At 73.8% G+C, this 26,943-nt stretch carries 22 protein-coding genes; 8 read left to right on the forward strand and 14 right to left on the reverse strand.

What is annotated here, in order from left to right:
• Positions 1-19: 19 nt before the first annotated feature.
• The 5 genes from EDD39_RS33705 to EDD39_RS33725 are packed head-to-tail and all read right to left on the reverse strand — an operon-like array spanning position 20 to position 7,601.
• On the reverse strand, positions 20-2,110 hold the full coding sequence (locus EDD39_RS33705) for an ATP-dependent DNA helicase (RefSeq protein ID WP_244257404.1): 2,091 nt from the start codon (positions 2,108-2,110) through the stop codon (positions 20-22).
• A 13-nt stretch (positions 2,111-2,123) separates the two neighbouring features.
• Entirely contained in the window at positions 2,124-3,902 is a 1,779-nt protein-coding gene (locus EDD39_RS33710; RefSeq protein ID WP_425269790.1) for an IucA/IucC family protein, read from the reverse strand.
• On the reverse strand, positions 3,883-5,280 hold the full coding sequence (locus EDD39_RS33715) for a lysine N(6)-hydroxylase/L-ornithine N(5)-oxygenase family protein (RefSeq protein WP_123563261.1): 1,398 nt from the start codon (positions 5,278-5,280) through the stop codon (positions 3,883-3,885). Before EDD39_RS33715 ends, EDD39_RS33710 begins: the two co-directional genes overlap by 20 nt.
• Before the next feature lie 6 nt (positions 5,281-5,286).
• The gene (locus tag EDD39_RS33720) at positions 5,287-5,844 is read right to left on the reverse strand and encodes a GNAT family N-acetyltransferase (protein ID WP_123563263.1); all 558 of its coding nucleotides are present in this window, start codon (positions 5,842-5,844) and stop codon (positions 5,287-5,289) included.
• Complete coding sequence (locus tag EDD39_RS33725) at positions 5,841-7,601, reverse strand: IucA/IucC family protein (protein ID WP_123563265.1); 1,761 nt, start codon at positions 7,599-7,601, stop codon at positions 5,841-5,843. The genes EDD39_RS33720 and EDD39_RS33725 overlap by 4 nt, the downstream gene beginning before the upstream one ends.
• Positions 7,602-7,855: 254 nt before the next feature.
• On the opposite strand from EDD39_RS33725, the gene EDD39_RS39990 reads away from it, so the two are divergent.
• Positions 7,856-9,031 (forward strand): trypsin-like serine peptidase, encoded by a 1,176-nt coding sequence (locus EDD39_RS39990; RefSeq protein ID WP_162870288.1) that lies wholly within the window; start codon positions 7,856-7,858, stop codon positions 9,029-9,031.
• 80 nt (positions 9,032-9,111) lie between these two features.
• On the forward strand, positions 9,112-10,275 hold the full coding sequence (locus EDD39_RS33735) for a trypsin-like serine peptidase (RefSeq protein ID WP_123563268.1): 1,164 nt from the start codon (positions 9,112-9,114) through the stop codon (positions 10,273-10,275).
• Positions 10,276-10,368: 93 nt separating this feature from the next.
• Here the strand turns inward: EDD39_RS33735 and hflX are convergent, their stop codons facing one another.
• The 5 genes from hflX to miaA all read right to left on the reverse strand — a co-directional run bounded on the left by hflX (position 10,369) and on the right by miaA (position 17,051).
• Entirely contained in the window at positions 10,369-11,868 is a 1,500-nt protein-coding gene (gene hflX, locus EDD39_RS33740) for a GTPase HflX (protein ID WP_123563270.1), read from the reverse strand.
• A 1-nt stretch (position 11,869) separates the two neighbouring features.
• Positions 11,870-14,227 carry a RelA/SpoT family protein gene (locus tag EDD39_RS33745; RefSeq protein WP_123563498.1) on the reverse strand — a complete coding sequence of 786 codons (2,358 nt, stop codon included), beginning with the start codon at positions 14,225-14,227 and terminating at the stop codon, positions 11,870-11,872.
• A 176-nt stretch (positions 14,228-14,403) separates the two neighbouring features.
• Positions 14,404-15,291: a diaminopimelate epimerase gene (gene dapF / locus EDD39_RS33750; protein WP_425269798.1), complete on the reverse strand. Its 888-nt coding sequence runs from the start codon at positions 15,289-15,291 to the stop codon at positions 14,404-14,406.
• 41 nt (positions 15,292-15,332) lie between these two features.
• On the reverse strand, positions 15,333-15,818 hold the full coding sequence (locus EDD39_RS33755) for a hypothetical protein (protein WP_030457988.1): 486 nt from the start codon (positions 15,816-15,818) through the stop codon (positions 15,333-15,335).
• 252 nt (positions 15,819-16,070) lie between these two features.
• A complete protein-coding gene (gene miaA / locus EDD39_RS33760; protein WP_123563272.1) occupies positions 16,071-17,051 on the reverse strand; it encodes a tRNA (adenosine(37)-N6)-dimethylallyltransferase MiaA in 981 nt (326 codons plus the stop codon).
• Between the two features lie 109 nt (positions 17,052-17,160).
• On the opposite strand from miaA, the gene EDD39_RS33765 reads away from it, so the two are divergent.
• Complete coding sequence (locus EDD39_RS33765) at positions 17,161-17,382, forward strand: antitoxin (RefSeq protein ID WP_030457986.1); 222 nt, start codon at positions 17,161-17,163, stop codon at positions 17,380-17,382.
• A 22-nt stretch (positions 17,383-17,404) separates the two neighbouring features.
• On the opposite strand, the gene EDD39_RS33770 is transcribed toward EDD39_RS33765, so the two are convergent.
• Both EDD39_RS33770 and miaB read right to left on the reverse strand, forming a co-directional pair.
• Positions 17,405-18,097, reverse strand: a complete 693-nt coding sequence (locus EDD39_RS33770; protein WP_030457985.1) for a class III extradiol ring-cleavage dioxygenase family protein — start codon at positions 18,095-18,097, stop codon at positions 17,405-17,407.
• Between the two features lie 225 nt (positions 18,098-18,322).
• Positions 18,323-19,816, reverse strand: coding sequence for a tRNA (N6-isopentenyl adenosine(37)-C2)-methylthiotransferase MiaB (gene miaB / locus EDD39_RS33775; RefSeq protein WP_123563276.1), 1,494 nt, complete (start codon positions 19,814-19,816; stop codon positions 18,323-18,325).
• A 73-nt stretch (positions 19,817-19,889) separates the two neighbouring features.
• Here miaB and EDD39_RS33780 point away from each other — a divergent pair, with 73 nt between their 5' ends.
• Positions 19,890-20,927, forward strand: coding sequence for a TAXI family TRAP transporter solute-binding subunit (locus tag EDD39_RS33780; RefSeq protein WP_123563278.1), 1,038 nt, complete (start codon positions 19,890-19,892; stop codon positions 20,925-20,927).
• A gap of 70 nt (positions 20,928-20,997) precedes the next feature.
• Here EDD39_RS33780 and EDD39_RS33785 read toward each other — a convergent pair whose 3' ends face one another.
• Both EDD39_RS33785 and EDD39_RS33790 read right to left on the reverse strand, forming a co-directional pair.
• Positions 20,998-22,428: a sensor histidine kinase gene (locus EDD39_RS33785; protein WP_123563280.1), complete on the reverse strand. Its 1,431-nt coding sequence runs from the start codon at positions 22,426-22,428 to the stop codon at positions 20,998-21,000.
• Positions 22,429-22,434: 6 nt separating this feature from the next.
• Complete coding sequence (locus EDD39_RS33790) at positions 22,435-23,196, reverse strand: response regulator transcription factor (protein WP_123563282.1); 762 nt, start codon at positions 23,194-23,196, stop codon at positions 22,435-22,437.
• A 442-nt stretch (positions 23,197-23,638) separates the two neighbouring features.
• On the opposite strand from EDD39_RS33790, the gene EDD39_RS33795 reads away from it, so the two are divergent.
• The 4 genes from EDD39_RS33795 to EDD39_RS33810 all read left to right on the forward strand — a co-directional run bounded on the left by EDD39_RS33795 (position 23,639) and on the right by EDD39_RS33810 (position 26,931).
• Complete coding sequence (locus tag EDD39_RS33795) at positions 23,639-24,421, forward strand: amino acid ABC transporter ATP-binding protein (protein WP_123563284.1); 783 nt, start codon at positions 23,639-23,641, stop codon at positions 24,419-24,421.
• A gap of 77 nt (positions 24,422-24,498) precedes the next feature.
• A complete protein-coding gene (locus EDD39_RS33800) occupies positions 24,499-25,416 on the forward strand; it encodes a glutamate ABC transporter substrate-binding protein (RefSeq protein WP_123563500.1) in 918 nt (305 codons plus the stop codon).
• Between the two features lie 40 nt (positions 25,417-25,456).
• Positions 25,457-26,107 carry an amino acid ABC transporter permease gene (locus EDD39_RS33805; RefSeq protein WP_030457978.1) on the forward strand — a complete coding sequence of 217 codons (651 nt, stop codon included), beginning with the start codon at positions 25,457-25,459 and terminating at the stop codon, positions 26,105-26,107.
• Positions 26,104-26,931 (forward strand): amino acid ABC transporter permease, encoded by an 828-nt coding sequence (locus EDD39_RS33810; RefSeq protein ID WP_123563286.1) that lies wholly within the window; start codon positions 26,104-26,106, stop codon positions 26,929-26,931. Before EDD39_RS33805 ends, EDD39_RS33810 begins: the two co-directional genes overlap by 4 nt.
• The last annotated feature ends 12 nt before the right edge of the window (positions 26,932-26,943 follow it).

Genomic DNA, 26,943 nt, shown 5'->3' on the forward strand with positions numbered 1-26,943 from the left:
CCGGCCCCTTCGCGTGCGCTCAGCGCTGCTTGACCGGCGGGGCCGCGGCGTCGATCGCGGCCAGCGAGCGGCGGACCTGGTTGCGGTCGGTGGTGTACCAGAAGTCCGGCATGGAGGAGCGGAAGAAGCCGCCGTAGCGGGCGGTGGCCAGCCGCGGGTCGAGGACCGCGACGATGCCCTTGTCGTCGGCGGCCCGGACCAGCCGGCCCGCGCCCTGCGCCATCAGCAGCGCGGCGTGCGTCGCCGCGACGGCCATGAAGCCGTTGCCGCCGTGCGCCTCGACGTCCTTCTGCCGGGCGCTCATCAGCGGGTCGTCGGGCCGCGGGAAGGGGATCCGGTCCATCACGACGAGCTGGCAGGCGGAGCCGGGCACGTCGACGCCCTGCCAGAGCGACAGGGTGCCGAACAGGCAGGTCCGCGCGTCGGCGGCGAAGCCCTTGATCAGCTCGCCCAGGGTGTCCTCGCCCTGGAGCAGGATCGGCACGTCGAGGCGTTCGCGGAGCTGCTCGGCGGCGGTCTGGGCGGCCCGCATCGAGGAGAACAGGCCGAGCGTGCGGCCGCCGGCCGCGCCGATCAGCTCGGTGAGCTCGTCCAGCATCTCGGGCCGGTCGGGCTCCCGGCCGGGCGGCGGGAGGTGCTTGGCGACGTAGAGGATGCCCTGCTTGGGGTAGGTGAACGGGGAGCCGACGTCCAGGCCGCGCCAGTACGGCGGGGCGTCCTCGCCCGTCTCGGCGGCGGGCCCGTCGGGGGTGCGGTGGTCGGGGAGCCTGGTCTCGCCGGGCAGGCCGAGCGAGGCGGCGACGCCGTTGAAGTCCCCGCCGAGCTTGAGGGTCGCCGAGGTCAGGACGACCGAGCGGTCCCGGTACAGGTTCTCCCGGAGCAGGCCGGAGACCGACAGCGGGGCGACCCGCAGCGAGGCGGTGCCCAGGCCGTAGCGGTCGGAGCGCTCGATCCAGATCACGTCGTACTCGGAGCCGGTGAGCAGCCGGTCCACGGTCTCGTGCAGGGTCTCGGCGGAGGCCATCGCCTGCTTGCGGACGGCGTCCTCGTCGGTGAGGCCCTTGTCGCGGGTCTCGCCGAGCGAGGTGATCACCTGGCGGCAGGCGTCCCGGATGCCGGCCACCGCGTAGCCGAGGTACTCGGGGAGCTCGTCGACCTGGCCGGGCTGGGCTGTCTCCATCAGGCCGTGGAAGTTCTCGGCGGCGGCCTGGAGGGCGTCCACCGCCTTCTCGTTGGCGAGCTTGGCGGCGCGCTTGACCGCCCGGTTGACGGCGCCGACGGTGAGCTCGGCGGTGGCCGCGCCGGTGACCCGGTTCACCAGCTCGTGCGCCTCGTCGATGATCAGCAGGCCGTGCTCGGGCAGCACGGGGGCGCCCTCGATCGCGTCGATCGCCAGCATGGCGTGGTTGGTGACCACCACGTCGGCCAGCTTGGCGCGCTCACGGGCCTGCTCGGCGAAGCACTCCTCGCCGTAGGCGCAGCGGGAGGCGCCCAGGCACTCCTTGGAGGTGACGGCGAGCTGGGCCCAGGCCTTGTCGGAGACGCCGGGGGTGAGGTCGTCGCGGTCGCCCGTCTCGGTCTCCTCGGCCCACTCGCGCAGCCGGAGCACGTCCTGGCCGAGCTTGCCGGTGGGGCCGCCGAGCGCGTCGACCGGGTCGAACAGGCCCTCGCCCTCGTCGCTCGGGGTGCCCTCGTTGGCGCGGTGCAGGCACAGGTAGTTGGAGCGGCCCTTGAGCATGGCGAACAGCGGGCGGCGGCGCAGCACCGGGTGCAGGGCCTCGACGGTGCGCGGCAGGTCCCGTTCGACGAGCTGGCGCTGGAGGGCGAGCGTCGCGGTGGCGACGACCACCCGGTCGCCGTGGGCGAGGGCGGGCACCAGGTAGGCGAGGGACTTTCCGGTGCCGGTGCCGGCCTGGACGAGCAGGTGCTCGCCCTCGTCGACGGCGGCGGAGACGGCTTCGGCCATCCGGACCTGCCCGGGCCGCTCCGTGCCGCCGACGGCGGCGACGGCGGCGTGCAGCAGCTCGGGGAGGCGGGAGGCGGGGACCGGCGCGGGGGGCTCGGCCGTCTCCGGGCCGCCGGGCAGGGGTTCGATGGTGTCGTTCGTCATGACGCCCCCCAGCCTACGGGGCCGGACTGACAACCCGGACCCGCTGGGCGGGGAGGTGGGCGGTGCTGTGCAGCGGGTTGTCGACCTGCCCGTGGACGGCGGCGTGCGGGCGGTCGGGGCGGTCCCGGTAGCCGTCGAGCAGCAGGCGGTTGCGGTTCAGGCAGAGCCGGTCGATCCGGGGCTTGAACAGGTCGAACAGCCGGTGGCGGTCGGCGAGTTCGGGGAAGCGGCGCTGGCAGTCGAGGATCTCGGCGCGCAGCAGTTCCCAGAACTCCGCTTCCGGCAGCCCGAGTTGGTCCTCCAGCAGCGGGGCGAGGTAGCGGTGGACGCCGATGAACAGGCCGGAGTGCAGGAACTGGCAGAGGTAGTCCGGGTCCTCCCGGTTGAGCACGTCGGCGATCTCCGCGGGCAGGCCGGCGAGTTCGGGCAGCGGCCGGTCGCTGAGGTTGACGTCGTCGACGAAGTCCTTGACGGCGAGCCGGACCGGGACGTCGTCGCGGTCGAAGACCACGATGGCGTTCTCGCCGTGCGGGGAGAACACCAGGCCGTAGCGGTACAGGAAGTGCAGCAGCGGCGGCAGCATCGCGGCGAACAGCCGGCGCACCCACTCCCGGGGCTCCAGGCCGGAGCGGGCGACGAGTTCGGCGGTCAGCGCCCGCCCGTCGGAGCCGGTCTGCAGCAGCGCGGCCAGGGTGCGGGCCCGCTCGCCGGGTTCCAGGTACCGGCCGAGCGGTTCGCGCCAGATCGCGCCGAGCAGTTCCTTGTACTGGTAGGGGGCGTCGGGCAGGTCCCGGTACAGCGGGTGCTCGACGGTGACCGAGGCGATCTCGCCGAGCAGGATCACCCGGCACTCGTCGCGCAGGTACGGGTCGGTGTCGCGCAGGTGGTGGATCCAGGCGGTGACGGCGGGCGCGGCGAGGGCGCGTTCGGTGGGCAGGCCGCGCCAGACCAGGGTGTTGAGGATGGCGAGCGGCAGTTTGACGGTGCAGCGGTCGGGGCGGCTGAGGTTGAAGAAGGAGCGGATGGACTGCTGGGGCAGCCGCAGGTCGCCGTCGCTGGGCAGCGGGATGATCCGGCCGTCGGCGATCCACGGCGCGAACAGGCCGACCACGGTCTCGTCCCACTGCCAGGGGTGCACCGGGAGCAGCCAGAACTCGTCGGCGCGCTCGCCGAGTTGGGTGCGGAAGGCGGGGTCGAGTTCGGTGTCGTAGACGGTCGGGTCGCCGCGGAACTCGGCCAGGCTCTTGTGCACGGCGAGCCAGGGCAGCGGGCGGGGCAGCCGGGCCTCGGGGGTCCAGCCGGCCGCGTCGGTGGCGGAGAAGCCGAGCCGGCCCTTGTTGGCGACGATCCACGGGTGGCCGGTCTGCCGGCCCTCCAGGGCGACGTGGTCGAGGTCGGCGAGCTCGGCGGCGGTCAGCGCGGTGGCCCGCAGGTGGGCGTCGGCGATCAGGGTGGCGGTGAGTTCGCGGACCAGGTGGCCGGTGGTGTCGCCGCTCGCCCCGAGGACGTGCCGGGCCTGCTGGAGGAAGCGCAGCGGGTCGCCGCCGCCCTCGATCGAGGCCGCCTCGACCCGCCAGCTGCCGTACGCGCCGCGGCGGGCGGCGAACCGGTAGTCGGCGTCGGGGAGGCGCAGCAGGTAGCGGCCGTCGCCGTCGGGCTGCGGGTGGAGCAGTTCCTCGTAGGCGAATTCGCCGAGCAGTTTGGCGAGCATGTCCCGTCCGGCGGCTTGCCAGTGCCCGGTGGTGAGCTGGGGTGGCAGGTGGAGCACGGGGTCAGCGGCTGGCTGCGGCACGCTCGGTTCCTTCCTGGGGTCGTGGGAGCACCGCCGGCTGCGGGGCGGGTCCGGGGGCGGCGGGCGGCGCGAAGGTGGTCCAGGCGGTGCGCTGGGGCAGCGGGTGGAGGGTCTTGCCCGCGACGGCGTTGAGGATCACGGCGGCGCGGTGCGCGCCGAGCCCGAGGTCCGGGGTGCCGACACCGTGAGTGTGCAGCTCGGCGTTCTGGACGTACAGACCACCGGTGAGTTCCGGCCGGGTGGCGACCCGGTGGTCGAGGTCGACCCGGTAGCGGCCCCGCTCGTCCCAGTCGATCAGGTCGGCGATCGGGTCGAGGGCGGCGGGGCGCACCGCGCGGTAGCCGGTGGCGAGCACCACGGCGTCGGTGCGGACCAGGTGGCGGCGGCCGGAGTCGCCGTGCCGGCAGTGCAGTTCGAGGCCGCCGCCGGGGCTCTGCGCGGCCTCGGTGACGGCGGTGCCGGGGAGGATCTCGACGGGTTCGGCGTCGATCGGGCGGCCGACGGTGCGCTCGTACAGGTGGTCGTGGATCTCGGCGAGGGTCTCGGCGCTGGCGGCCTTGTGCAGCTGCCACTGGGCGGGGACGAGGGCGTCCCGGACGTCGGCGGGCAGGCCGTGGAAGTAGCGGGTGTAGTCGGGGGTGAACTGCTCCAGGCCGAGCTTGGAGTACTCCATCGGGGCGATCGCCCGGGTGCGGGTGAGCCAGCGCAGCCGGGTGCCGTCGCCGGCCCGGTGGCGCAGCAGGTCGAGGAAGACCTCGGCGCCGGACTGGCCGGATCCGACCACCGTGACGTCCCGGGCGGCGTCCAGGGCGCGGCGCCGGGTCAGGTAGTCGGCGGAGTGCAGCACGGCGGGGTGCCGGTCCAGCGGGGCGAAGGCCGCGGGGCGGACGGGTTCGGTGCCGGTGCCGAGGACGAGGTGGCGGGCCCGGTGCACCGCGCCGGCGGCGTGCACCAGGTAGAGCCGCTGCCCGGCGTCCCAGTGGACGGCGGTGACGGGGCTGCCGAAGCGGCAGTTGGGGAGCCGGTCGGCGGCCCACCGGCAGTAGTGGTCGTACTCGCGGCGGGGCAGTTGGAAGCGCTCGCCGAAGTAGAACGGGAACAGCCGCTGCTGGTCGCGCAGGTAGTTGAGGAACGACCACGGGTTGGTCGGGTCGACCAGGGTGACCAGGTCGGCCAGGAACGGGACCTGCATCCGGGCGCCGTCGACGAGCATGCCGGGGTGCCAGCGGAACTCGGGCCTGGCGTCGAGGAACAGCGCGCTGACGGTCTCGGCCCGGTCGGCGAGCGCGGCCAGCGAGAGGTTGAACGGGCCGATGCCGACGCCGATCAGGTCGTACGGCTCGGGCGGCCGGCCCGCCGTGTCGTCGTGGGAGGTCATGTCGTCCTAGGTGGCGGCGGGGGTGTCGGCGCGCCGACGGATCATCAGGGCGGCGCGCTTGTCGGGCAGGTCGAGGTCGGCGACGCGGTCGAACCCGGCGCGCGCGAACGCCCGGACGGAGGGCGTGTTGCGGACGTCGGGTTCGGCGAGCACCCGGGTGCAGCGGGGTTCGCGCCGCAGCAGCCGGGTGGCGATCGCGTCGAGCAGCGGGGCGGCCAGGCCCCGGCCGCGGGCGGCGGGGGCCAGCAGCAGGTGCACGCCCAGGTCGTGCGGGCGGGCGGGGTAGTGCGCGGCCAGCGGGTCGAGGTCGGCCCGGTACAGCTCGAAGTAGCCGGTGGGCGTGCCGTCGAGCAGGGCCAGGACGGGGCGGCTGCGGCCGTCGCCGTCGAGCTGGGCGGCGAGGTGGTCGGCGGTGGTCCGCGGCGGGCCCGCGAGGGCCCACCAGCGGTCGGTGTCCGGGTCGTTCATCCAGCCGGTGAGCAGGTCCAGGTCGGCGTCCAACCGCACGGTGGGCAGGACGAGTTCACCGGCCGCGGTGGGTATCGTCCCGGTCGCCGGGATCACGCCCGGGCCACCGGGTTGTCGATCTCGACGTACACCGACTGGGTCTCGACCGGGCCGACCAGTTCGTCCAGGCCGTGCAGCCGGGTGAGCAGGTTGGCCTTGCAGCGCAGGGTGGGCGCGTCCAGCAGGTGGGCGGGCAGCGCGGAGCCGGTGGCGGTGGCGGCGGGGCCGGCCAGGAAGCGGCGCAGCGCGGCCAGCAGCAGCTGCTCGTCGGCGAGGCCCTGGGAGCCGAAGGCGCCGATCAGGCCGAGCACGTGGTTGATGCCGAGGTAGTAGGCGAAGCGCTCGTCGGCGACCGCGTCGGGCACGAAGGTGTCGCTGTGCGCGCCGAGTCCGGGCAGCCGCCGGTGCAGCCGGTCGGCGTGCGAGTCGCGGAAGTAGTAGCCCTGGTTGTCGCGGTAGCGGCCGCCGGCGGGCCAGCCCTGGGGGTCCAGCAGGACCAGGCTGTTCTGCTGGTGGGCCTCCAGCGCGATGCCGGCCCGCCCGTCCAGCCAGAGGATCGGCAGCACGACGGTGTCCAGGTAGCGCAGGAACCACTCGGTGGCGACGGTCGGCACCGGGCGGCCGGTGCGGACGGCCAAGTCGTCCAGGACGTCCGCCAGTTGCGAGCCGAGCCGGTCCAGCGGCCGTTCGGCGACCAGTCCGGCCACGCACAGCGCCCGGTCGGCGGGCCCGAACGGCAGCCGGCGCAGCACGGTGTCCAGGCCGTTGGGGTCGCCGAGCGCGGGGTGGTCGACGCCGATCCAGGCCGGGTCGCGGACGATGTCGAAGCCGGGGTGGGCGGCCCGCCACTCGGCGGCCAGGCCGGACTCCAGCAGGCGGTGCACCTCGGCGCCCCGGTGCAGTTCCTTGCGGAGGTTCTCCCGGCGGGAGTTGGTGATCCGCAGGCCGAGCGACAGCTTGAGCATCCACGGGGTGCCGGGGCGGCAGACGGTGCGCACCGAGCTGGTGGGGTGCCAGGGCTCGCCGTGCTGGCCGAGGTCGGTGAGCAGGCCCTGGTCGAGCAGTTCGGCGACGGCCGGGCGGAGCACCAGTTCGCGGGCCTGCCAGGGGTGCAGCGGCAGGGCGGCCGTGCCGGCGGGCAGCGGGCGGCCGTACAGCCCGGCGGTGAGCTGCTCGACGGGGGTGCCGGCGGCGGAGTCGCCGGCCAGCAGCGAGCGGTGCACGGCCCACCAGTGCAGCCGGAAGCTGCCGTGCAGCTCCGGGGAGTACGCGGCGGACTGGGCGGGGCCGAGGCCGTCGCGGCTCTTCGGGGTGGGGTGCAGCGGGTGGCCGAGCAGCAGCGCCTGCTCGGCGCGCAGGAACGGGTCGGCGGGGGCGGCGGGGGCGGCCCGGCGGTGGGCGAGGATCTCCGCGGTGCGGGCCGAGGAGTCGGCCACCCGGGCGGTCAGGTCGGCGAGTTGGCCGGGTTCGGGGCGGCCGGTGGCGCCGGCCACCAGGGCGGCGACGGTGACCGCGTCGACCGGGTGCTCGGCGGTGCCGGTGGAGACGGTGGCCGGGCCGAACCGGTGCCAGCCGCAGGCCGACCAGTGCCGCACCGGCGCGGACAGCTGCGCGGCGCCGCCGAGCACCGGGATCCGCAGCAGGTCGCCGTCCGGGCGCTCGGCCGCGGTCTCCCGGGCCCAGCAGCGCAACAGGCTCTCGGTGGCGGCGTGTTCGGCGGCCACGGCCGGGTCGGGGTCGAGCAGCGGGTCCGGGGTGGGGTGCCCGGCCGCGGGCCGGGCGGCCGGGGGGACGCCGGTGAGGGTGCTGGCCAAATCCGCTCCTTGTAGCCGCGTGACTGCCTACGGGTAAGGGTTGCCTGTCCACCACCGCCGGGCACAAGGACGACTCACTCGTTCCGGTGAGTTTCGGGCGATCCCTCACCCGCAGGTGTGAGTGGGCGGCATCCTGACGGACCGTCACCATCACGGTTCGGTGTCCGGACGTCAACGGCAGGGGCACCGCCCGTCCGCCGCGTCGGACCCGGATGGAAGACTGTCCCGGGGAGTCGTTCCGTTCTGGGGGGTCGATGGTGAGGGCACGGGGGGTGGTGGCCCTGCTGTCCGCGGCCGCCGTGGTGGCGGGCGGGACGAGCGCCTGCACCTCGACCGGCGGCGGGGGCGACGGGTCGCCGCGCAGCTTCGCCGAGTTGAAGCAGTGGGGGTACGCCGAGTGGGACCGCTGGGCGCAGCACCACGGCTTCCGCAACCCGGCGGTGCCGGGCCTGTGGAGCGCCGAGAAGATGGACCAGGCCCCGCCGCAGCAGCCCGCCCCGGCCCCGGACGGGCCGTCCGCCGCGCCACCGCCGTCGCTCCCGGTGAGCACCCCGGCGGGCGCGCCGGAGAGCGGGCCGGAGAGCGCCTCGGCGAGCGGGCCGGAGAGCGCGCCCGCGTCCGGCCCGGCCGCCGCGTCCCCCTCCCCCGCCGCGCCGCCGCCGGTGGCCGCGCAGCCGGTGCCGCGCCCGTACACCAGCTACCCGGCGTCCGGGAAGGTCTTCATGACCGCGCCGAACGGCGGCACCGGCCAGTGCTCGGCCACCGTGGTCGCCGACCCGGCGCACCCGGGGAAGAGCAACCTGGTGTGGACGGCCGCGCACTGCGTGCACGAGGGCAAGGGCGGCGACTGGTACAAGAACCTGGTGTTCGTCCCGGCCTACAACAGCTCCGGCGCGGCCAGCGACCACCGGAGGGCGACGCTCGCCGAGGTCGCCCCGCTCGGGCAGTGGTGGGCCGACAAGGTGATCACCTCGCCGCTGTGGACCACCGAGGGCACCAAGGGCGGGGGTGCCGCGAACCAGTACGACTTCGCGGTGGTCAAGGTGCGCGGCCCGGAGGGCGAGACCCGCTCGCTGGAGGAGGCCGTCGGCACCGCCGTGCCGGTGTGGTTCGACGCCCCGCGCGAGCAGTTGGCGATCCAGGCCTGGGGGTACCCGGCCCTCGCGCCGTTCGACGGGCAGGAGTTGGAGCGCTGCGACTCCGGCCGGCCGGGCTCCCGCAGCTTCGACCCGGCCCGGCCCCCGATGCTGGTGATCGGCTGCACCATGACGGCCGGCGCGTCGGGCGGCGGCTGGTTCGCCGACGGACCGGACGGCCGCCAGCGGCTGGTCAGCAACACCTCGATCGGCACCCAGGCGCACACCGCCCTGAACGGGCCCTACCTGGAGGACGTGGCCCGCCGGGCGCTCGACTACATCTCCCGGACGTGACCGCCGCCGGTCGCCTCCGTCCGGCCCGGCCCCGGCCCCGACTCCGCACCCATTCCGACACCGACCACGGGGGAACACCCATGACCGACCAGCACCGCACGGCGCGCCGAGTCCGGAGCGCGGCCGCGGCCGCCCTGGTGACGGTGCTCGCCGTCACCACCGCCGCCTGCTCCCAGAAGCCGGTCCCGTCGCCGCCGCCCGCCAAGTCCTCCGCGTCCGGGTCGAAGGACTCCGTGGACATCGGCGACCTGCAGAACTTCCTCTCCCAGGCGCCGAACTGGAACGCCGACGACTGGAAGAAGTGGGCGTCCAAGAACGGCTTCAAGCCGGAGGACATCGAGGCGATCAAGAGCTTCTGGAACACGAAGAAGCCCGCCGACCCGAAGAAGACCACCTCGATCGCCCCGGACGAGAAGGCCCCCTCGATCCGGGACGTGGTCTTCCCGTCCGTCGTCCAGGCCAAGGCCCAGCCGCACCCGTACGGCGCGGACACCGCCGTGATCGGCAAGATCTTCTTCGAGAGCGACGAGGGCACCGCGGTCTGCTCGGGCACCGTGGTCGCCGACCCGGGCAACCCCGGCCGGAGCAACCTGGTGTGGACGGCCGCGCACTGCGCCCACGGCGGCAAGGGCAAGGGCTACTTCACCAAGCTGATGTTCGCGCCCAGCTACAACCGCACCGGCGTCACCAGCAACGGCAAGGGCCAGAACGCCACCTGGGAGCAGGTCGCCCCGCTCGGCCGCTGGCTGGCCACCGACATGCTGGTGATGCCGCAGTGGACCCAGGAGGGCAACCTGGTGGGCACCGCGGCCAACCAGTTCGACTTCGCAGTGATCCGGGTGGCCTCGCTGGACGGCTCGGACATCTCGCTGGAGGAGACCGTCGGCGGCTCGGTGCCGATCCTGTTCAACGCCAAGCCGGAGGACATCACCGCGCCCAAGGCGTACGGCTACCCGGCCGGGAAGCCGTACGACGGCGAGGAGTTGGAGCACTGCGACTCCACCGCCAAGCTCACCCCGTTCGTCTTCGACCGCTCGCGCCCGCCGATGCTGGCCATCGGCTGCAGCATGACGGGCGGCTCCTCCGGCGGTGGCTGGATCACCCGGCAGAGCGGCAAGCCGGTGCTGTTCTCCAACGTCTCGATCGGCGACAACGGCAACCGCTGGCAGGCCGGCCCGACCCTCGGGCCGGACGCCAAGAAGATGTTCGACGCCTTCCTGGCCAAGGAGTCGGGCAACCGGTAGCCACCGGAACGCCGACGGGCGGGCGGCGCACCCCTCGCAGGGTGCGCCGCCCGCCCGTTCGTTCGCTACGGCGGGTGGCGGGTGCCGGTGCCGTCAGGCCGCGACGACCGCGTACCGCTCCAGCTCGCCGGCCAGTACGGCCGCCACCTTGGCGTGCAGCAGGGTGCCGTCCGCCGTGTGCTCGGTGGAGATCAGCTCGCCCTCCGCGTGCACCCGGGAGACCAGGTCGCCGCGGGTGTAGGGGACCAGGGCCTTGACCTCCACCGCGGGGCGGGGCAGTTCCCGGTCGATCAGGGCGAGCAGTTCCTCCATGCCCTGGCCGCTGCGGGCCGACACCACCAGGGCGTGCGGCTCGCGGCGCAGCAGGCGCTGGAGGACCAGCGGGTCCGCCGCGTCGGCCTTGTTGATCACCACGATCTCCGGCACGTTCTGCGCGTCGACCGAGACGATCACCTCGCGGACGGCGGCGAGCTGGGTCTCCGGCTCGGGGTGCGAGCCGTCCACCACGTGCAGGATGAGGTCGGCGTCGGCGACCTCCTCCATGGTGGAGCGGAACGCCTCGACCAGGTGGTGCGGCAGGTGCCGGACGAAGCCGACCGTGTCGGCCAGCGTGTAGAGCCGGCCGCTCGGGGTCTCGGCCCGGCGGACCGTCGGGTCCAGGGTGGCGAACAGCGCGTTCTCCACCAGGACGCCGGCCCCGGTGAGCCGGTTGAGCAGCGAGGACTTGCCCGCGTTGGTGTACCCGGCGATGGCCACCGACGGGACGTGGTTGCGCCGCCGCTCCTGCCGCTTGGTGTCGCGGCCCTTCTTCATGTCGGCGATCTCCTTGCGGAGCTTCGCCATCTTCTCGCGGATCCGCCGCCGGTCGGTCTCGATCTTGGTCTCACCGGGACCGCGGGTGGCCATGCCGCCGCCCGAGGAGCCGGAGCCACCGCCGCCCATCTGCCGGGACAGCGACTGACCCCAGCCGCGCAGGCGCGGCAGCATGTACTGCATCTGCGCGAGCGAGACCTGCGCCTTGCCCTCCCGGGACTTGGCGTGCTGGGCGAAGATGTCCAGGATCAGGGCGGTGCGGTCGACCACCTTGACCTTGACCACGTCCTCCAGGTGGATCAGCTGGCCGGGCGTCAGCTCACCGTCGCAGACCACGGTGTCGGCGCCGGTGGAGGCGACGATGTCGCGCAGTTCCTTGGCCTTGCCGGAGCCGATGTAGGTGGCCGCGTCGGGCTTGTCGCGGCGCTGGATCACGCCGTCCAGGACTTCGGAGCCGGCCGTCTCGGCGAGGGCGGCGAGCTCGGCCATCGAGTTCTCCGCCTCCTCGAGCGTGCCGTCCGTCCACACGCCGACGAGCACCACGCGCTCCAGGCGGAGCTGGCGGTACTCGACTTCGGTGACGTCCTGCAGTTCGGTGGAGAGGCCGTGCACGCGCCGGAGCGCGGCGCGCTCGGAGCGGTCGTACTGCTCTCCGTCGTAGTTGCCGAGGCCCTCGTCGATCGCCGCGAGGTCCTCGTCCATCAGGGCTTCCGCCTTGAGGTCGGCGAGTCGGCTGGCGGACTCGCTCGATCGGGTGCGGCTGTCGAACGTGGAGGTCATTTCATCCTTGGGTTGATCGGATCGTGCTCTCGGACAACACGGCGGAGCCGCCGTGAATTCCCCACGATGGTTGCACGTCCGCTGTGCCCGAGTCATCCCTTTTACCAGCCGCCCCCTCCGGACCGGCCACCGCCCCCGCCGCCGCCCCCGCCCCTGCCGCGGCCGCCTCCGCGGCCGCTCCGTCCGGCCCGGCCTCCGGCCCGCCGGGCCGGTACACGTCGTACACGCCCGACACCCGGAGCACCGCCCGCATCACCGCGGGCAGCACCGCGGCGTCGGGCAGCTCCAGGGTGTAGCTGTGCCGCACCCGGAGCTGGCGGGGCGGCTCGACCTCGGCGGAGAAGATCGACGCGCCCTCGCCGGAGATCGCCGCGGTCAGGTCGGCGAGCAGCCGGGGCCGGTTGAGCGCCTCGGCGTGCAGGGTGGCCCGGTAGCCCCACTGCGGGGCGCCGCCGGGCAGCCAGCGGACCCCGACCGGGCGGCGGCCGCCGCGCAGCATCCGGGTGCCGGTGGGGCAGCCCGCCCGGTGCACCGCGACGATCCCGCCGCGCAGCGCGATGCCGGTCACCTCGTCGGGCGGGACGGGCGTGCAGCAGCGGGCCAACCGGACGGCCGCGCCGGGCAGTTCGGGCACCTCGGCGGGCGCGACGGCCTCGGGGGCGGCGGCACCGGCGGCGGCCCCGGGCACGGGGGCGCCGGTCGGCGCGGCGGTCGGGGCGACGGCGGCGGTCCCGGGCGGTTCGGCGGGCGCGGGCCCGGGCGGCACGGCGGGCGCGGCCGGGCGGGCGGCCAGCCGCCGCTCGACGGCGAGCCGGGCACCGGGGGTGCGGACGTACTCCAGCCACTGCGGGTCGGGCCCGCTGTCCTCGCCGTCGGGGGCCAGCAGCAGGCCGAACATGTCGCCGTCGCGCAGTTCGGTGGAGAGCGCGGCGAGCCGGCCGTTGACCCGGGCGCCGATACATCGGTGGCCGGTCTCCTCGCCGAGCAGGTAGGCGGCGTCCAGGCAGCTGGAGCCGGCCGGCAGGTGCAGGGTGGCGCCGTCCTCGGTGACGGCGGTGATCTCGCGGTCGTCGCGCAGGTCGGCGGTGAGCGCGGACCAGAAGGCGTCCGGGTCGGGGGTGTCCTGCTGCCAGTCGAGCAGCCGGGCCAGCCAGCCGGGGCGGGCCGGGTCGGTGCGGTCCTCGGGGTCGTCGGCGGTGCCGGGCCGGTCGGCGGTGCGCGGGTCGCCGAGGGCGACCACGCCGGTCTCGGCGACCTCGTGCATCCGCCGGGTGCGGACCAGGACCTCGATCACCTCGCCGCCGGTCAGCGCGACCGCGGTGTGCAGCGACTGGTACAGGTTGAACTTGGGGGCGGCGACGAAGTCCTTGAACTCGCCGGGCAGCGGCGTCCAGCAGGTGTGCAGCTCGCCGAGCACGGCGTAGCAGTCGGCGTTCTCCTCGACCACCACCAGCAGCCGCCCGAAGTCGGCGGGCCGCAGCCCGGCGCCGTCCGGGCCGGCCCCGCGCTTGATCATCACCCGGTGCAGCGAGACCAGGTGCCGGGGCCGGACGGTGACGGCGGCGGGGATGCCGGCCTCGGCGAGCTGTCGGCCGAGCTCGGCGGCGAACGGGGCGAGCACGCCGTCCGTCCAGCCGCCGGCCACCGCGCCGGTGTGCTCGTACTCCTCGGGGTGCAGGGTGGCGAAGACGATGTCCTCCAGCTCCGCCTTGACCATCTGGATGCCGAGCCGTTCGGCGAGCGGGATCAGCACGTCCCGGGTGACCTTGGCGATCCGCACCTGGCTGGCCGGCTTCATGTGCCGGATGGTGCGCATGTTGTGCAGCCGGTCGGCGAGCTTGATCACCATCACCCGGACGTCGTCGCCGGTGGCGACCAGCATCTTGCGGAAGGTCTCCGGCTCGGCGGCGGCCCCGAAGTCGACCTTCTCCAGTTTGGTGACGCCGTCCACCAGGTACGCCACCTCGGGCCCGAAGACCTCGGCGACCTGATCGAGCGTCACCTCGGTGTCCTCGACGGTGTCGTGCAGCAGCGAGGCGACCAGCGTGGTGGTGTCCGCGCCGAGCTGGGCGAGGATCATCGTCACCGCGAGCGGGTGGGTGATGTACGGCTCGCCGCTCTTCCGGGTCTGCCCGCGGTGGCTCTCCTCGGCGAGCCGGTACGCCCTGGTCAGCAGCGGTACGTCGGCCTGCGGGCGGTGCACCCGGTGGGCCTGGACGATCGGCTCGATGGCGTCGGGGACGGGCGTCCGCCCGGTGGCGAGCAGTGCCGCCCGGCCGGCCCGGCCGAGTGCCGCGCGGCTAAACCGGCCCGCCGGCTGCTTGGACGGCGGACCCGCCAGCTCGGAGCGGATGGTCATCTGCACCTCCGGCAGCAACACCGGAGCGACGGCCGACCCGGTGGTCCATGCTACCGAGCAGAGCACGTTGCGCGAGCCCCCGCTTCCCCTCTGTCACCCGGATCACTCGAACGGGCGGATTAGCCGGAAGGCCGGATGGGAAGCGGGAGCTGACGCCCCGTCGCGCTGACCTGCGGTCAGAGCAGGACGCCCTCCGCGACGATCACCGCGGGGCCGGTCATCTCGATCCGGCCGTCCGGGAACTCCTCGATCAGCAGTCGACCGCCCGGCAGGTCGACCGTGTAGCGGACGGCCTCCCCGGTGACCGCCGGGTCGGCGCCGTCCCGCCGGATCGCCGCCACCGCGACGGCGCAGGCGCCGGTGCCGCAGGAGCGGGTCTCGCCGGAGCCGCGCTCGTGCACCCGCATCGCCACGTGCCGCTCGCCGCGGTCCACCACGAACTCCACGTTCACGCCCTGCGGGTACGCGCCCGCGGGGGCGGTCGCCGGGGCGTCGAGCAGGTTGCCCGCGTGCGCCAGGTCCTCGACGAAGGCGACGGCGTGCGGGTTGCCCATGTTGACGTTCAGCGCGGGCCAGCTGCGGCCGTCCACGGTGACGGTGATGCCGTCCGGGCCGGGCAGCACGGCGCGGCCCATGTCCACGGTGATCCCGCCCGGGGTGCCGTCCGCGGCGTCCGCGGCGATCCGCACCTTCTTCACCCCGCCGCGGGTGGCCACCGCCAGCTCGCCCGGCTTCGCGTGCCCGGCGTGCACCAGGTACCGGGCGAACACCCGCACCCCGTTGCCGCACATCTCGGCGATCGAGCCGTCCGCGTTGCGGTAGTCCATGAACCACTCGGCCTCGTCGGCCATCCCCGCCGCGGCCGGCTCGGCCGCCGAGCGGACCACCCGCAGCACGCCGTCCGCGCCGATCCCGGCCCGCCGGTCGCACAGCTCGGCGACGGTGGCCGCCGGCAGGTCGATCCGCCCGTCCGGGTCGGGGACGATCACGAAGTCGTTCTGGGTGCCGTGCCCCTTGAGGAAGGCCGTTCCGCTGATACCGCTGCGCTCGCTCACACCGCCGATGGTAACGAAGCCCGCCGGCCGCCCGGCCCGCGGTGCGGGGCCTAGCCGCGCAGGTGGACGACCCGCCAGAGGGCGAGCGCCACGGCCGCCGCCGCCAGCAGGGTGTACAGCACGATGGCCTTCCAGCCGGCCCGCTCGGTGCTGCCGCGGCGCGGCACGCCCGGCCACTTGTAGCCGGCCCGGCGGGCGGCCATCGCGCCCCAGCCGACCGAGGCCGCGGTGATCAGCAGGCCGAGCATCCCGATCATCGCGGTCGCGCCCTCGCTGCCGAAGGCCAGCGGGAAGGCGAACATCAGCGAGCCGAACATCACCGTCGCGGCGATCGGCAGGATCTGCCACCAGCGCAGCCGGCGGCGCGGCCGGATGTCCCGCTCGTGGACCACGCCCGGCGCGGCGGCCAGGTCGTCGATCGCGGGCAGCGCCACGGCGTAGGAGGTGGTGGGGACGGCGAGCTCGGGGAGGGTCTCGGACCCGTCGGAGACGTCGCCGAGCAGCTCATCGGTTTCGGGGCCGGTACCCGTTGACACGCGGCCTCCCCTGACGGCTCGACACGAGCTCCGGAGCTCGCGGGCGGTGAGGCCGGCCCGCGTGCCGGGCCTCGGTGCTACCGATGATGGCACGTACCAACACCCGGGCAGGGCGTCCCACGGGTCGATCGGGTGATCCGATGCCAGGACGTGATCCCGCCGTGACCGCCGGTGCCTTCTGCACCTGCGTCTGCCGGTGCAGACGCCGCGAGCCTGGCCGGATCCCTCCGCCCGGCAGCCGAAACGCGCCGGTCAGCCCGCCGCGCCCGGCTCTTCCGGACGGTGGATCAGTTCCAGTGCCCGGCCCAGCAGCTCGACCGGATCGGCGCCCTCCGGCCGTTCCAGCCAGTGGATCCGCGGGTCCCGGCGGAACCAGGACTCCTGCCGCCGGGCGAACCGCCGGGTGGCCCGGACGGTCTCCGCCCGCGCCTCGTCCTCGGTGCACTCCCCGGCGAAGAACGCCAGCACCTGCTGGTAGCCGAGCGCACGGCTCGCGGTCAGCCCCTCGCGCAGCCCGGCCTTCTCCAACTCCCGCACCTCGTCCAGCAGCCCGGCCTCCCACATCCGGTCCACCCGCAGCTCGATCCGCCGGTCCAGCTCCGGCCGCGGCACCTGGACGCCGATCTGCACCGCCGCGTACACCGCCCGCTGGGTCGGCAGGCTGGCCGTGAACGGCCGCCCGGTGATCTCGATGACCTCCAGCGCCCGGACGATCCGCCGCCCGTTGCTGGTCAGGATCGCCTCCGCCGCGGCCGGGTCCAGCTCCGCCAGCCGCCGGTGCAGGACACCGGGGCCGACCCGCTCCACCTCCTCCTCCAGCCGGGCCCGCACCGCCGGGTCGGTGCCCGGGAACTCCATCTCGTCGACCGCCGCCCGCACGTACAGGCCCGACCCGCCGACCAGCACCGGCACCTGCCCCGCCGCCAGCTGCCGGTCCATCTCGGCCCGCGCCAGTCGCTGGTACTCGGCCACCGAGGCGGTCTCGGTCACCTCCCACACGTCCAGCAGGTGGTGCGGGACGCCGCCCCGCTCCGCCGCCGTCAGCTTGGCGGTGCCGATGTCCATGCCCCGGTACAGCTGCATCGAGTCGGTGTTCACCACCTCCCCGCCCAGCTCGCGGGCGATCGCCACCGCCAGGTCGGACTTGCCGGCCGCCGTCGAACCGACCACCGAGACCACCCGGGGCAGCACGGCGGGACGCGCGGGAGAAGAGGAGGAAGAGGAACCGCTCACCCCACCAGTCTCGCAAAAGCCGGGCACCTCCCGTGTCACCGCGTCGTTCACCGGGGAGGATCAGCTATGTCTGATCCGGAAATGACCTGAATTGCGAAGGATGGATGCCATGGGCCTGATGGACAACCTCAAGGGCAAGGCCGAGGAACTCAAGGACAAGGCCAGCGAACTGGCCGGGAAGCACGGCGACAAGCTGGACGGCATGGTGGACAAGGCCGGCGAGGCCATCGACAAGGCCACCAAGCACAAGTACAGCGACAAGATCGAGAAGGGCGCCTCGGCGACCAAGCACGCCCGCGACGACTTCGCCGCCAAGCCCAAGGACGACTGAGCCCCCGGCCCGCCCGGCGCGCTCAGCGCCAGGAGGCCACCAGGTAGCCGACGCCGTACGGGGCGTCCTCGTAGCGCAGTTCACCGCCGAGCGCGGCGCCCTCCGCGGCACCCGCCAGCACCTGCCACGGGGCACGCCCCTCGGCCATCAGCTCCGCCGACAGCCCCGCGTCCAACCCGGCCAGCGCCGCCGCGTCCGCCCCCGCCAGCGCGAGCGCCACCGCCCGGTCGTGGCCCTCGGCCCGCTCGTCCAGGTAGCCGGGCGCCTTCACCGAACGCCGGGCACTGCCGTCACCGAGCACCAACAGCCCCACCCGGTCCGCGAGTTCGGCCAACCCCCGGCCCAGCCCCAGCAGCCGCTCCGGCGCCGTGTCCGGCCGCACCGCGACCGCGTGCGCCGGCACCCGCACGCCCGCCTCCTCCAACAGCCACGCCCCCACCGTCAACGCGGGCGACAACTCCGGCCCCGCCACCCCGCCCGACGGCAACCGCACCGCCTTCGCCACCCCGTACCGACGGAACGACCCCGCCCCGCCCTCCGTCCACACCCCGGCCCGCTCCCCGGTCCCGACCACCACCACCAGATCGACCCCGGCCAGCTCCCCCACCGCCGCCAGACACGCCTCCCGCAACCCCGCCACCTCACCGGCGGCCCCCACCGCCACCTCCGGCACGAGCAACGGCGGACACGGGCACACAGCAGCGGCAACAAGCATGCCGATCACTCTACGCGGAGCCCCCGACCCGACCCCAGGGACGCAGTGACAACTGCTGCAGGCTCACCCGAGCGAAAGCAGGGGCGCGGGGAACTGCGCGGCCAACCGAGCACCCACAGCCAGATCGCCTCGCAGGACAGTGTGTTGCACTATCCCGCGAACTCGCTGACGTGCTCCTCCGCTGCGCGCAGCTCCCGCGCCCCTGCTTCCGCGCGTGCGCCCGTCTCAGCAGCCGCAGCCGTCCCCGCCCGACGCCACGGCCTCCGTCCGCACCGGAGCCCCGATCGTCGGCAGCCCCAGCATCACGCCCGCGGGCTTCGCCGCCGGCGCCGCCTGCCGCTTCTCCCACGCGTCGCCCGCCCGGGTGCGGCGCACGCCGAGCGCGGGGCCCTCCGCGAGGAGGTGGTGCGGGGCGGCGTAGGTGATCTCGACGGTGACCACGTCGCCGGGGCGGACGCCGCTCTCCGGCCGCGAGAAGTGCACCAGCCGGTTGTCGGGGGCGCGCCCGGAGAGCCGGTCGGTGCGGTCGTCCTTCTTGCCCTCGCCCTCGGCGACCAGGATCTCCAGCTTGCGGCCGACCTGCTTCTTGTTCTCCTCCCAGGAGATCTCCTCCTGGAGGGCGATCAGCCGGTCGTAGCGCTCCTGCACCACGGCCTTGGGCACCTGGTCGGCCATCTCGGCGGCCGGCGTCCCCGGGCGCTTGGAGTACTGGAAGGTGAAGGCGTTGGCGAACCGGGCCTCGCGGACCACGTGCAGGGTCTGCTCGAAGTCCTCGTCGGTCTCGCCGGGGAAGCCGACGATGATGTCGGTGGAGATCGCGGCGTCCGGCATCGCGGCCCGCACCTTCTCGATGATGCCGAGGAACCGCTCCTGCCGGTAGGAGCGCCGCATGGCGCGCAGCACGGTGTCGGAGCCGGACTGCAGCGGCATGTGCAGCTGGTGCATCACGTTGGGGGTCTCGGCCATCGCGGCGATCACGTCGTCGGTGAAGTCCTTCGGGTGCGGCGAGGTGAAGCGGACCCGCTCCAGTCCCTCGATCTCCCCGCACGCCCGCAGCAGCTTGGAGAACGCCTGCCGGTCGCCCAGGTCGGAGCCGTACGCGTTGACGTTCTGCCCGAGCAGGGTGACCTCGACGACGCCCTCGGCGACCAGTGCCTCGACCTCGGCGAGGATGTCGCCGGGGCGGCGGTCCTCCTCCTTGCCGCGCAGGGCGGGGACGATGCAGAAGGTGCAGGTGTTGTTGCAGCCGACCGAGATGGCGACCCAGGCCGCGTACGCGGACTCGCGCCGGGTGGGCAGGGTGGAGGGGAAGGTCTCCAGCGACTCGAGGATCTCGACCTGGGCCTTGCGCTCGACGGCGGCGCGCTCGAGCAGCGCGGGCAGGTGGCCGATGTTGTGGGTGCCGAAGACGACGTCGACCCAGGGGGCCTTGCGGACGATGGTCTCGCGGTCCTTCTGGGCGAGGCAGCCGCCGACGGCGATCTGCATGCCGCGGTTGGCCTGCTTGGCGGGGGCGAGCCGGCCGAGGTTGCCGTACAGCTTGTTGTCGGCGTTCTCGCGGACCGCGCAGGTGTTGAAGACCACCAGGTCGGGATCGCCGTCGCCGGCGGCCTTGGCGTAGCCGGCCTCCTCCAGCAGCCCGGACAGGCGCTCGGAGTCGTGGACGTTCATCTGGCAGCCGTACGTGACGACCTTGTAAGTTCGCAAGCTCTCCTCCATACCCACAGAGCCAAGGGTACGGGCAGCGGGAAGGGCCTCCCGCCGGGCGGTGGGGGCTGGCAGTATCCACGGCATGGCTGCTGCGAACCTCCTCTCCCGCCCCGCCGCCGGGCTGCGCTCCGCGGCGCGTTCCGTCCTGCGCGGCCGGCTGCTGCGGATCGTCGTGGTGCTGCTGCTGGTGGCGGGGGGCGTGGGCGGCTGGTGGGTGTCCTCGGCCCGGTCCTCGTCGGGCCCGCACGGGCGGGTGGCGTTCGCCACCGGGGTGGACGGCGGGGTGTACGACCGGTACGGGGTGCTGCTGCAGCAGTACCTGGGCGACCACATGCCGGGGCTGAAGGTCCAGCTGGACAACTCCGAGGGCTCGCTGGACAACCTGGAGCGGCTGGTCTCGGGCCGGGACGACTTCGCGGTGGCCACGGCGGACGCGGTGGCGACCTTCGACAACCCGGGGAAGCCGAAGCTGCGGGCGATCGCCCGGCTGTACGACGACTACATGCAGCTGGTGGTGCCGGCCGGCTCGCCGGTGCACTCGGTGGCGGACCTGCGCGGGCTGCGGGTCGGCGTGGGGCAGGCCAAGTCGGGGGTGAACCTGGTGACCCGGCGGCTGCTGGAGGCGGCCGGCCTGGACCCGGACAAGGACGTGCGGCCGGCACCGGTCAGCGTCGTCCAGGCGGCGGACGGGCTGCAGCGCAAGGAGCTGGACGCGTTCTTCTGGTCGGGCGGCCTGCCGACCACGGCGCTGTCCAACCTGTCGGAGCGCGTCCCGATCCGGATCGTGCCGATGGGCGACCTGTCCGACCCGCTGCACCGGCTGGCCGGGCCGGGGATGGACGCGTACCGGGCGGCGACCATCCCGGCGGACGCCTACCCGAGCGTGGAGCCGGAGCGGACGCCGGTGCCGACGGTGGCGGTGCCGAACCTGCTGGTGACCCGGGCCGACGTGGACCCGGCGCTGGTGGAGGCGCTGACCCGGGCGGTGATCGACAGCCGGGACGACATCGGCCGCCAGGTGCACGCCGCCCAGCTGGTGGACCTGCGCACCGCCGTGTACACCGACCCGCTGCCGCTGCACGACGGCGCCAAGCGCTACTACCTGTCCGTCAAGCCCTGAGCCTTACGCCCTGAGCCTTACGCCCCGAGCCCCGAGCCCCGAGCGCCGGGTCCCGGGCCCCGGGCCGGCTTCAGCGCCGCCCCCGGCGCCGGGGCACGCTGAGCCGCACGGTCAGGCCGTTCGGCTCGGCGGGCGCGAAGTCCAGGCCGCCGCCGCCGGCCAGCAGCAGGGTGCGGGCGATGGACAGGCCGAGGCCGGAGCCGTCGATGTTCTGGTGCCGGGAGGAGCGCCAGAACCGGTCGCCGACCCGGGCCAGCTCCTCCTCGGTGAGGCCCGGTCCGGCGTCGGTGACGGTGGCGGTGACCTCGTCCTTGCCGATCAGCAGGCCGACCCGGACCTCGCCGCCGGCCGGGGTGAACTTCAGCGCGTTGTCCAGGACGGCGTCCAGCGCGCTGCCGAAGCCGATCGGGTCGGCCCAGGCGTGCGCCATCGGCGGGCCCTCCCAGTGCAGGGCGACGCCGCGCTGCCCGGCGAGCGGGCGCCAGGCGTCGGCCCGGGTGCGGACCAGGTCGACCAGGTCGACCGGTTCGGGCTCGGGCCGGGAGCCCTCGGCGGTGGCCAGGCCCAGCAGGTCGTCCAGCACCCGGGCCAGCCGGGCGCCCTCCTCGCGGACCGCGACGAGCTCCTCCTCGTGGCCCTCGGGCAGGTCGAGGCCGATCAGCTCGACCCGGAGCAGCAGCGCGGCCAGCGGGTTGCGCAGCTGGTGCGAGGCGTCGGCGACGAACGCCCGCTGCTGGTCGATGGCGAGCACCACGTGGTCCGCCATGTCGTTGAACGAGCGGGCCAGCCGCCGCAGTTCGGGCGGCCCGCCGCTGGGGGCGACCCGGGCGCCGAGCCGGCCGGTGGCGATGTCGTGGGTGGCCCGGTCCAGGGTGCGGACGGGGCGCAGCACCCAGCCGGTGAGCCGGACGGCGAGCAGGATGGCGACGATCATGGCGAGCGCCTCGCCGCCGGCCAGCACCATCCAGCGGTGCAGGATCCGCGAGCGCAGGCCGCCGGTGGGCGATTCGGTGAGCACCACGGCGATCACGTCGCCGTCGCGGACCACCGGCAGGGCGACGGCCAGGGTGCGGTCGGGGGTCCACGGCCAGACCTGCGGCGGGTTGTGGCTGCGGCGGCCGGCCAGCGCCTCGTGGTACGCCTGCTGGCCGGGGCCGGCGGCGGGGGGCCGCCAGCCGGTCGGGGAGACCGCGATGGCGCTGCCGTCGCGCTGGAACAGGCCGATCCGGGCGCCGTACAGCTCGTGGTAGCGCTCGGCCTCGGTGGTGAGGGCGTGCAGCCGGCCGATGTCGCCGGGGCCGGGTTCGGGGTCGCCCTTGACGGCGGTGGTGAGGCGGCCCTGGGTGGGCAGGTCCTGGGCGAAGCGGGCGGCGTCGTCGATCCGGTCGACGACCACCTTCGACTGCTCGGAGGCGGCGATCAGGTAGGCCAGGGGCACCCCGAGCGCGGCCAGCACGCAGGCCATCAGGGCGATCAGGATGCCGAGCAGGCGGTTGCGCACGTGCGGTCAGCGCTCCGCCGGGCCGTCGCCGGGGGCGGTGCCGGGGCCGCCGTCGGGCTGGTCCGGCTGGTCCGGCTGGTCGGGGATCAGCCGGTAGCCGACGCCGCGGACGGCCTCGACCAGGCCGGGCAGGCCGAGCTTGGTGCGCAGCGAGCCGATGTGCACCTCCAGGGTGCGGCCGTTGCCCTCCCAGCCGGAGCGCCAGACCTCGCTGAAGATCTGTTCCCGGCGGTAGACCACGCCGGGGCTCTGGGCGAGCAGCGCCAGCAGGTCGAACTCCTTGCGGGTGAGCGGGACGTCGCGGCCCTCGACCGAGACCCGGCGGCGCTCGCGGTCGATCTCGACGCCGCGGGAGGCCAGCGGCCCGGACGGCTCGGGGCCGCTCTCCTCGGCGCTGCGGGGGGTGCCGCGGCGGGCCACGGCGTGGATCCGGGCCAGCAGTTCGCCCATGTCGTAGGGCTTGACCACGTAGTCGTCGGCGCCCAGGTTGAGGCCGTGGATCCGGGAGCGGATGTCGGCCCGCGCGGTCACCATGATGACCGGGACGCCGCTGCCGGCCCGGATCCGGCTGCACACCTCGAAGCCGTCCCGGTCGGGCAGGCCGAGGTCGAGCAGCACCACCCGGTAGGGGTCGCTGCCGTCCGGGACGAGCGCGTCCAGCGCCTCGTGGCCGCTGCGGGCGTGCCGGACCTGGAAGCCGTGCCGGCCGAGCACCGCGACCAGGGCGGCGGCCACGCGGTCGTCGTCCTCGACCAGGAGCAGGCGCATCGGGTTCCCCTTCCGGCGTTCGTTCGGTCTGTTCGGTCCGTGTCGGTCCGCGCGCTGTGTCGGTCCGCGCGTCCGGGCCGGTGCGGAGGTCCGCGGGCCGCCCGGTGGCGCGGTTCGCGGTCCGGCGTTGTCATGGCTCGGCCGGTGGCGGATCCGGGCCATCCTGGCATCCATGCCCATCCGGCGTCACCCGGTCAACCGGGTTGGCCGGTCCGTTACCCAGCCGGTATCCGCTACCCGTCGACTACCCGGCGTAGCCGAACCGTGATCCTCAAGTTCAGCTCAGATCGGCTGACGAGGAGTCGTGTACCTGCCTAAAGTCACCCCAGTCCGGGGGCCGTGGGCTCCGCCGGCTCCGGCCCCCGGACATCAGACGGACCATCACCGGCTCTGCGGCCCCAGCGCGTTGGCCCGGGTTGGCAGGACGAGGGAGCGAGCCGCGATGACCGAGAACAGTGCCGACCTGCGCGAGCCCGAGGACGGCGGGGCCGCCCCGCTGGTGTCGCTGCGCGGGGTGAACAAGCACTTCGGCGCGCTGCACGTGCTGCAGGACATCGACCTGGAGATCGCCCAGGGCGAGGTCGTGGTGCTGATCGGCCCGTCCGGCTCCGGCAAGTCCACGCTGTGCCGCACCATCAACCGGCTGGAGACCATCGACTCCGGCACCATCGAGGTGGACGGCCGTCCGCTGCCCGCCGAGGGCCGCGAACTGGCCCGGCTGCGCTCCCAGGTCGGCATGGTGTTCCAGTCCTTCAACCTGTTCGCGCACAAGACCGTGCTGCAGAACGTGGTGCTGGCCCAGGTGAAGGTCGGCCGGGTGCCGAAGGCCGAGGCCGAGAAGACCGCCCGCGAACTGCTGGAGCGGGTCGGCGTCGGCGCGCAGGCCGACAAGTTCCCCGCCCAGCTGTCCGGCGGCCAGCAGCAGCGGGTGGCGATCGCCCGCGCGCTGGCGATGAACCCCAAGGTGATGCTGTTCGACGAGCCCACCTCGGCCCTCGACCCGGAGATGGTCAACGAGGTGCTGGAGGTGATGCGTTCGCTCGCCGCCAAGGGCATGACCATGGTGGTGGTCACCCACGAGATGGGCTTCGCGCGCTCGGCCGCCAACCGCGTCCTGTTCATGGCGGACGGCCGGATCGTCGAGCAGAACACCCCCGAGGCGTTCTTCACCGCGCCGCGCAGCGACCGCGCCAAGGACTTCCTTTCGAAGATCCTGCACCACTGAGCCAGCCATTGATCTAGCGTCAGTTCGCAATTTGCCCGGAGCCAGCGATGGCCCCTACCGAGGAGAAGAACGACCGCATGAAGGCCCGTCGTACCGTAGCCGCCGCCCTGTCCGTGCTCGCCCTGACCGCGGTCGCGGCCTGCGGCAAGGACGGAACGCCGAACTCGGACACCAACAAGGGCGGCTCGGCCGCCCCGCAGCTGCCCACCTACCAGGTGAACGCCGACGCCAAGCTGGACGGCTCGCCGGTGTGGACCAAGGCCAAGGCCGCCGGCAAGCTCCGCATCGGTGCCAAGTCGGACCAGCCGTTCCTCGGCTTCGAGGACGTGCAGACCGGCAAGCGCAACGGCTTCGACATCGAGATCGCCAAGATGGTCGCCGCCGACCTCGGCTTCTCCCCGGACCAGATCCAGTTCACCACCATCAACTCCAGCGCCCGCGAGACCTCGATCGCCGGTGACCAGATCGACTACTACGTCGGCACCTACTCGATCAACGACAACCGCAAGAAGCAGATCGACTTCGCCGGCCCGTACTACATCGCCGGCCAGTCGCTGCTGGTGAACAAGGACAACACCGCCATCACGGACGCGAAGTCCACCGAGGGCAAGGCGGTCTGCACCGTCACCGGGTCCACCTCGGTCGACAACATCAAGACCTACAACGCCAAGGTCACCACCTTCGACAGCTACTCGCTCTGCGTGGAGAAGCTGCTCACCAAGGAGGTCGACGCGGTCACCACCGACGACGCGATCCTCAAGGGCTACGCCGCGAAGAACCAGGGCAAGCTCAAGGTCGTCGGCGAGCCGTTCTCCAAGGAGCGCTACGGCATCGGCCTGAAGAAGGGCGACGCGGTGCTGCAGAAGGCGATCAACGACGCCCTCAAGAAGCACGAGGACAACGGCGACTGGAAGAAGGCGTACGACGCCACCCTGGGCCTGTCCGGCTCCGCCGCCCCGGCGGTCCCCGAGCTGGACCCGACCACCGCCTCCTGACGCCCGTCCCGACCGATACCGAGAAAGGAGGGCCGCCGGCATGGGCATACCGTTCGAGGACGGCAACTTCTCGCTGTTCGTCCGCGGGTTCCTGGGGACGATCGAACTGAGCGCGCTCAGTGCCCTGTTCGCCCTGCTGCTGGGCTTCATGCTGGCGGCCTTCCGCGTCTCGCCGGTCCCGGTGCTGCGGGGCTTCGGCACAGCCTGGGTGACGATCTTCCGCAACACCCCGCTGACCCTGATGTTCTTCGCGGTGACCTTCGTGCTGCCGCGGCTGGACGTGCACATCAGCAGCTTCACCGCCGCGGTGGCCGCGCTCAGCATCTACACCGGCAGCTTCGTCTGCGAGGTGCTGCGCGCGGGCATCAACACCGTGCCGCTGGGCCAGGCCGAGGCCGCCCGCTCGCTGGGCATGGGCTTCGGCCAGACCCTGGGCCTGGTGGTGCTGCCGCAGGCGGCCCGCGCGGTGCTCGCGCCGATGGGCTCGGTGTTCATCGCCCTGCCCCGCAACTCGGCCATCGGCGGTGCCTTCAACGTGTTCGAGCTGTTCAGCGTGCAGAAGACCCTGACCGAGAAGGGCTACGCCATCTTCGCCATCTTCTTCTGGGTCGCCCTGGCCTACCTGGTGATCAGCTTCGCGGTCGGCGCGGTCTTCTCCGCCCTGGAGCGGCGCACGGCGGTGGCCCGATGAGCACCCGCACCGCCTCCGTCCTGTACGACGTCCCCGGCCCGCGGGCCCGGCGGCGCTACCTGGTGGCCGGCGTGATCGGCACGCTCGGCATCGCCGCCCTGCTCTGGTGGGTCGTCGCCACCCTGGCCGACCAGGGCCAGTTCGACGCCTCGCTGTGGGACGCCTTCCAGTACACCGCCGTCCAGCAGCGGATCCTCGACGGCGTGCTGGCCACCCTGGAGACCTTCGCGCTGGCCGCGGCCGGCTCGCTGGTCCTCGGCTCCCTGCTCGCGGTCGGACGGCTGTCCGACCACCGCCCGGTGCGGGCGGTGTGCACCGTCGTGGTCCAGTTCTTCCGGGCCATGCCGCTGGTCATCATGATCTTCGCGCTGTACCAGGCGGTGTTCACCGCCAAGCCGATGTGGGGCCTGGTCATCGGCCTGGTCCTGTACAACGGCGCCGTGCAGGCCGAGATCATCCGCTCCGGCATCAACGCCGTCCCGCGCGGCCAGGCCGAGGCCGCCCACGCCCTGGGCCTGCGCAAGACCCAGGTGATGAGCCTGGTGCTCGTCCCGCAGGCGGTCCGGACGATGCTGCCCGCGATCATCGGCCAGCTGGTCGTCACCCTCAAGGACACCTCGCTCGGCTACATCATCACGTACTCCGAGCTGCTGTACGTGGGCAAGCTGATCGCCTCCAACTCCGACGGCTACCCGTACATCCCGGTCGTCCTGGTGATCACCCCGATCTACATCGTCATGTGCCTCGCCCTCGGCGGCCTGGCCCGCTGGATCGAGTCCCGCGGCCGCCGCGGCGCGACCCGTCGCGGCGCAGCCGCTGCTTGACGGACACCCAGG

The sequence above is a fragment of the Kitasatospora cineracea genome, from assembly GCF_003751605.1.
Lineage (GTDB): Bacteria > Actinomycetota > Actinomycetes > Streptomycetales > Streptomycetaceae > Kitasatospora > Kitasatospora cineracea.

Bases quoted from the DNA above. Each gene is read 5' to 3' on its own strand.
- EDD39_RS33745 (WP_123563498.1), bottom strand. From the start codon at position 14,227: ATGACCATCCGCTCCGAGCTGGCGGGTCCGCCGTCCAAGCAGCCGGCG.
- EDD39_RS33770 (WP_030457985.1), bottom strand. From the start codon at position 18,097: ATGCTTGTTGCCGCTGCTGTGTGCCCGTGTCCGCCGTTGCTCGTGCCG.
- EDD39_RS33780 (WP_123563278.1), top strand. From the start codon at position 19,890: ATGGCTGCTGCGAACCTCCTCTCCCGCCCCGCCGCCGGGCTGCGCTCC.
- EDD39_RS33715 (WP_123563261.1), bottom strand. From the start codon at position 5,280: ATGACCTCCCACGACGACACGGCGGGCCGGCCGCCCGAGCCGTACGAC.
- EDD39_RS33810 (WP_123563286.1), top strand. From the start codon at position 26,104: ATGAGCACCCGCACCGCCTCCGTCCTGTACGACGTCCCCGGCCCGCGG.
- EDD39_RS33795 (WP_123563284.1), top strand. From the start codon at position 23,639: ATGACCGAGAACAGTGCCGACCTGCGCGAGCCCGAGGACGGCGGGGCC.
- EDD39_RS33800 (WP_123563500.1), top strand. From the start codon at position 24,499: ATGAAGGCCCGTCGTACCGTAGCCGCCGCCCTGTCCGTGCTCGCCCTG.
- EDD39_RS33705 (WP_244257404.1), bottom strand. From the start codon at position 2,110: ATGACGAACGACACCATCGAACCCCTGCCCGGCGGCCCGGAGACGGCC.
- miaB (WP_123563276.1), bottom strand. From the start codon at position 19,816: ATGGAGGAGAGCTTGCGAACTTACAAGGTCGTCACGTACGGCTGCCAG.
- EDD39_RS33805 (WP_030457978.1), top strand. From the start codon at position 25,457: ATGGGCATACCGTTCGAGGACGGCAACTTCTCGCTGTTCGTCCGCGGG.
- EDD39_RS33735 (WP_123563268.1), top strand. From the start codon at position 9,112: ATGACCGACCAGCACCGCACGGCGCGCCGAGTCCGGAGCGCGGCCGCG.
- EDD39_RS39990 (WP_162870288.1), top strand. From the start codon at position 7,856: ATGGTGAGGGCACGGGGGGTGGTGGCCCTGCTGTCCGCGGCCGCCGTG.
- EDD39_RS33765 (WP_030457986.1), top strand. From the start codon at position 17,161: ATGGGCCTGATGGACAACCTCAAGGGCAAGGCCGAGGAACTCAAGGAC.
- hflX (WP_123563270.1), bottom strand. From the start codon at position 11,868: ATGACCTCCACGTTCGACAGCCGCACCCGATCGAGCGAGTCCGCCAGC.
- EDD39_RS33790 (WP_123563282.1), bottom strand. From the start codon at position 23,196: ATGCGCCTGCTCCTGGTCGAGGACGACGACCGCGTGGCCGCCGCCCTG.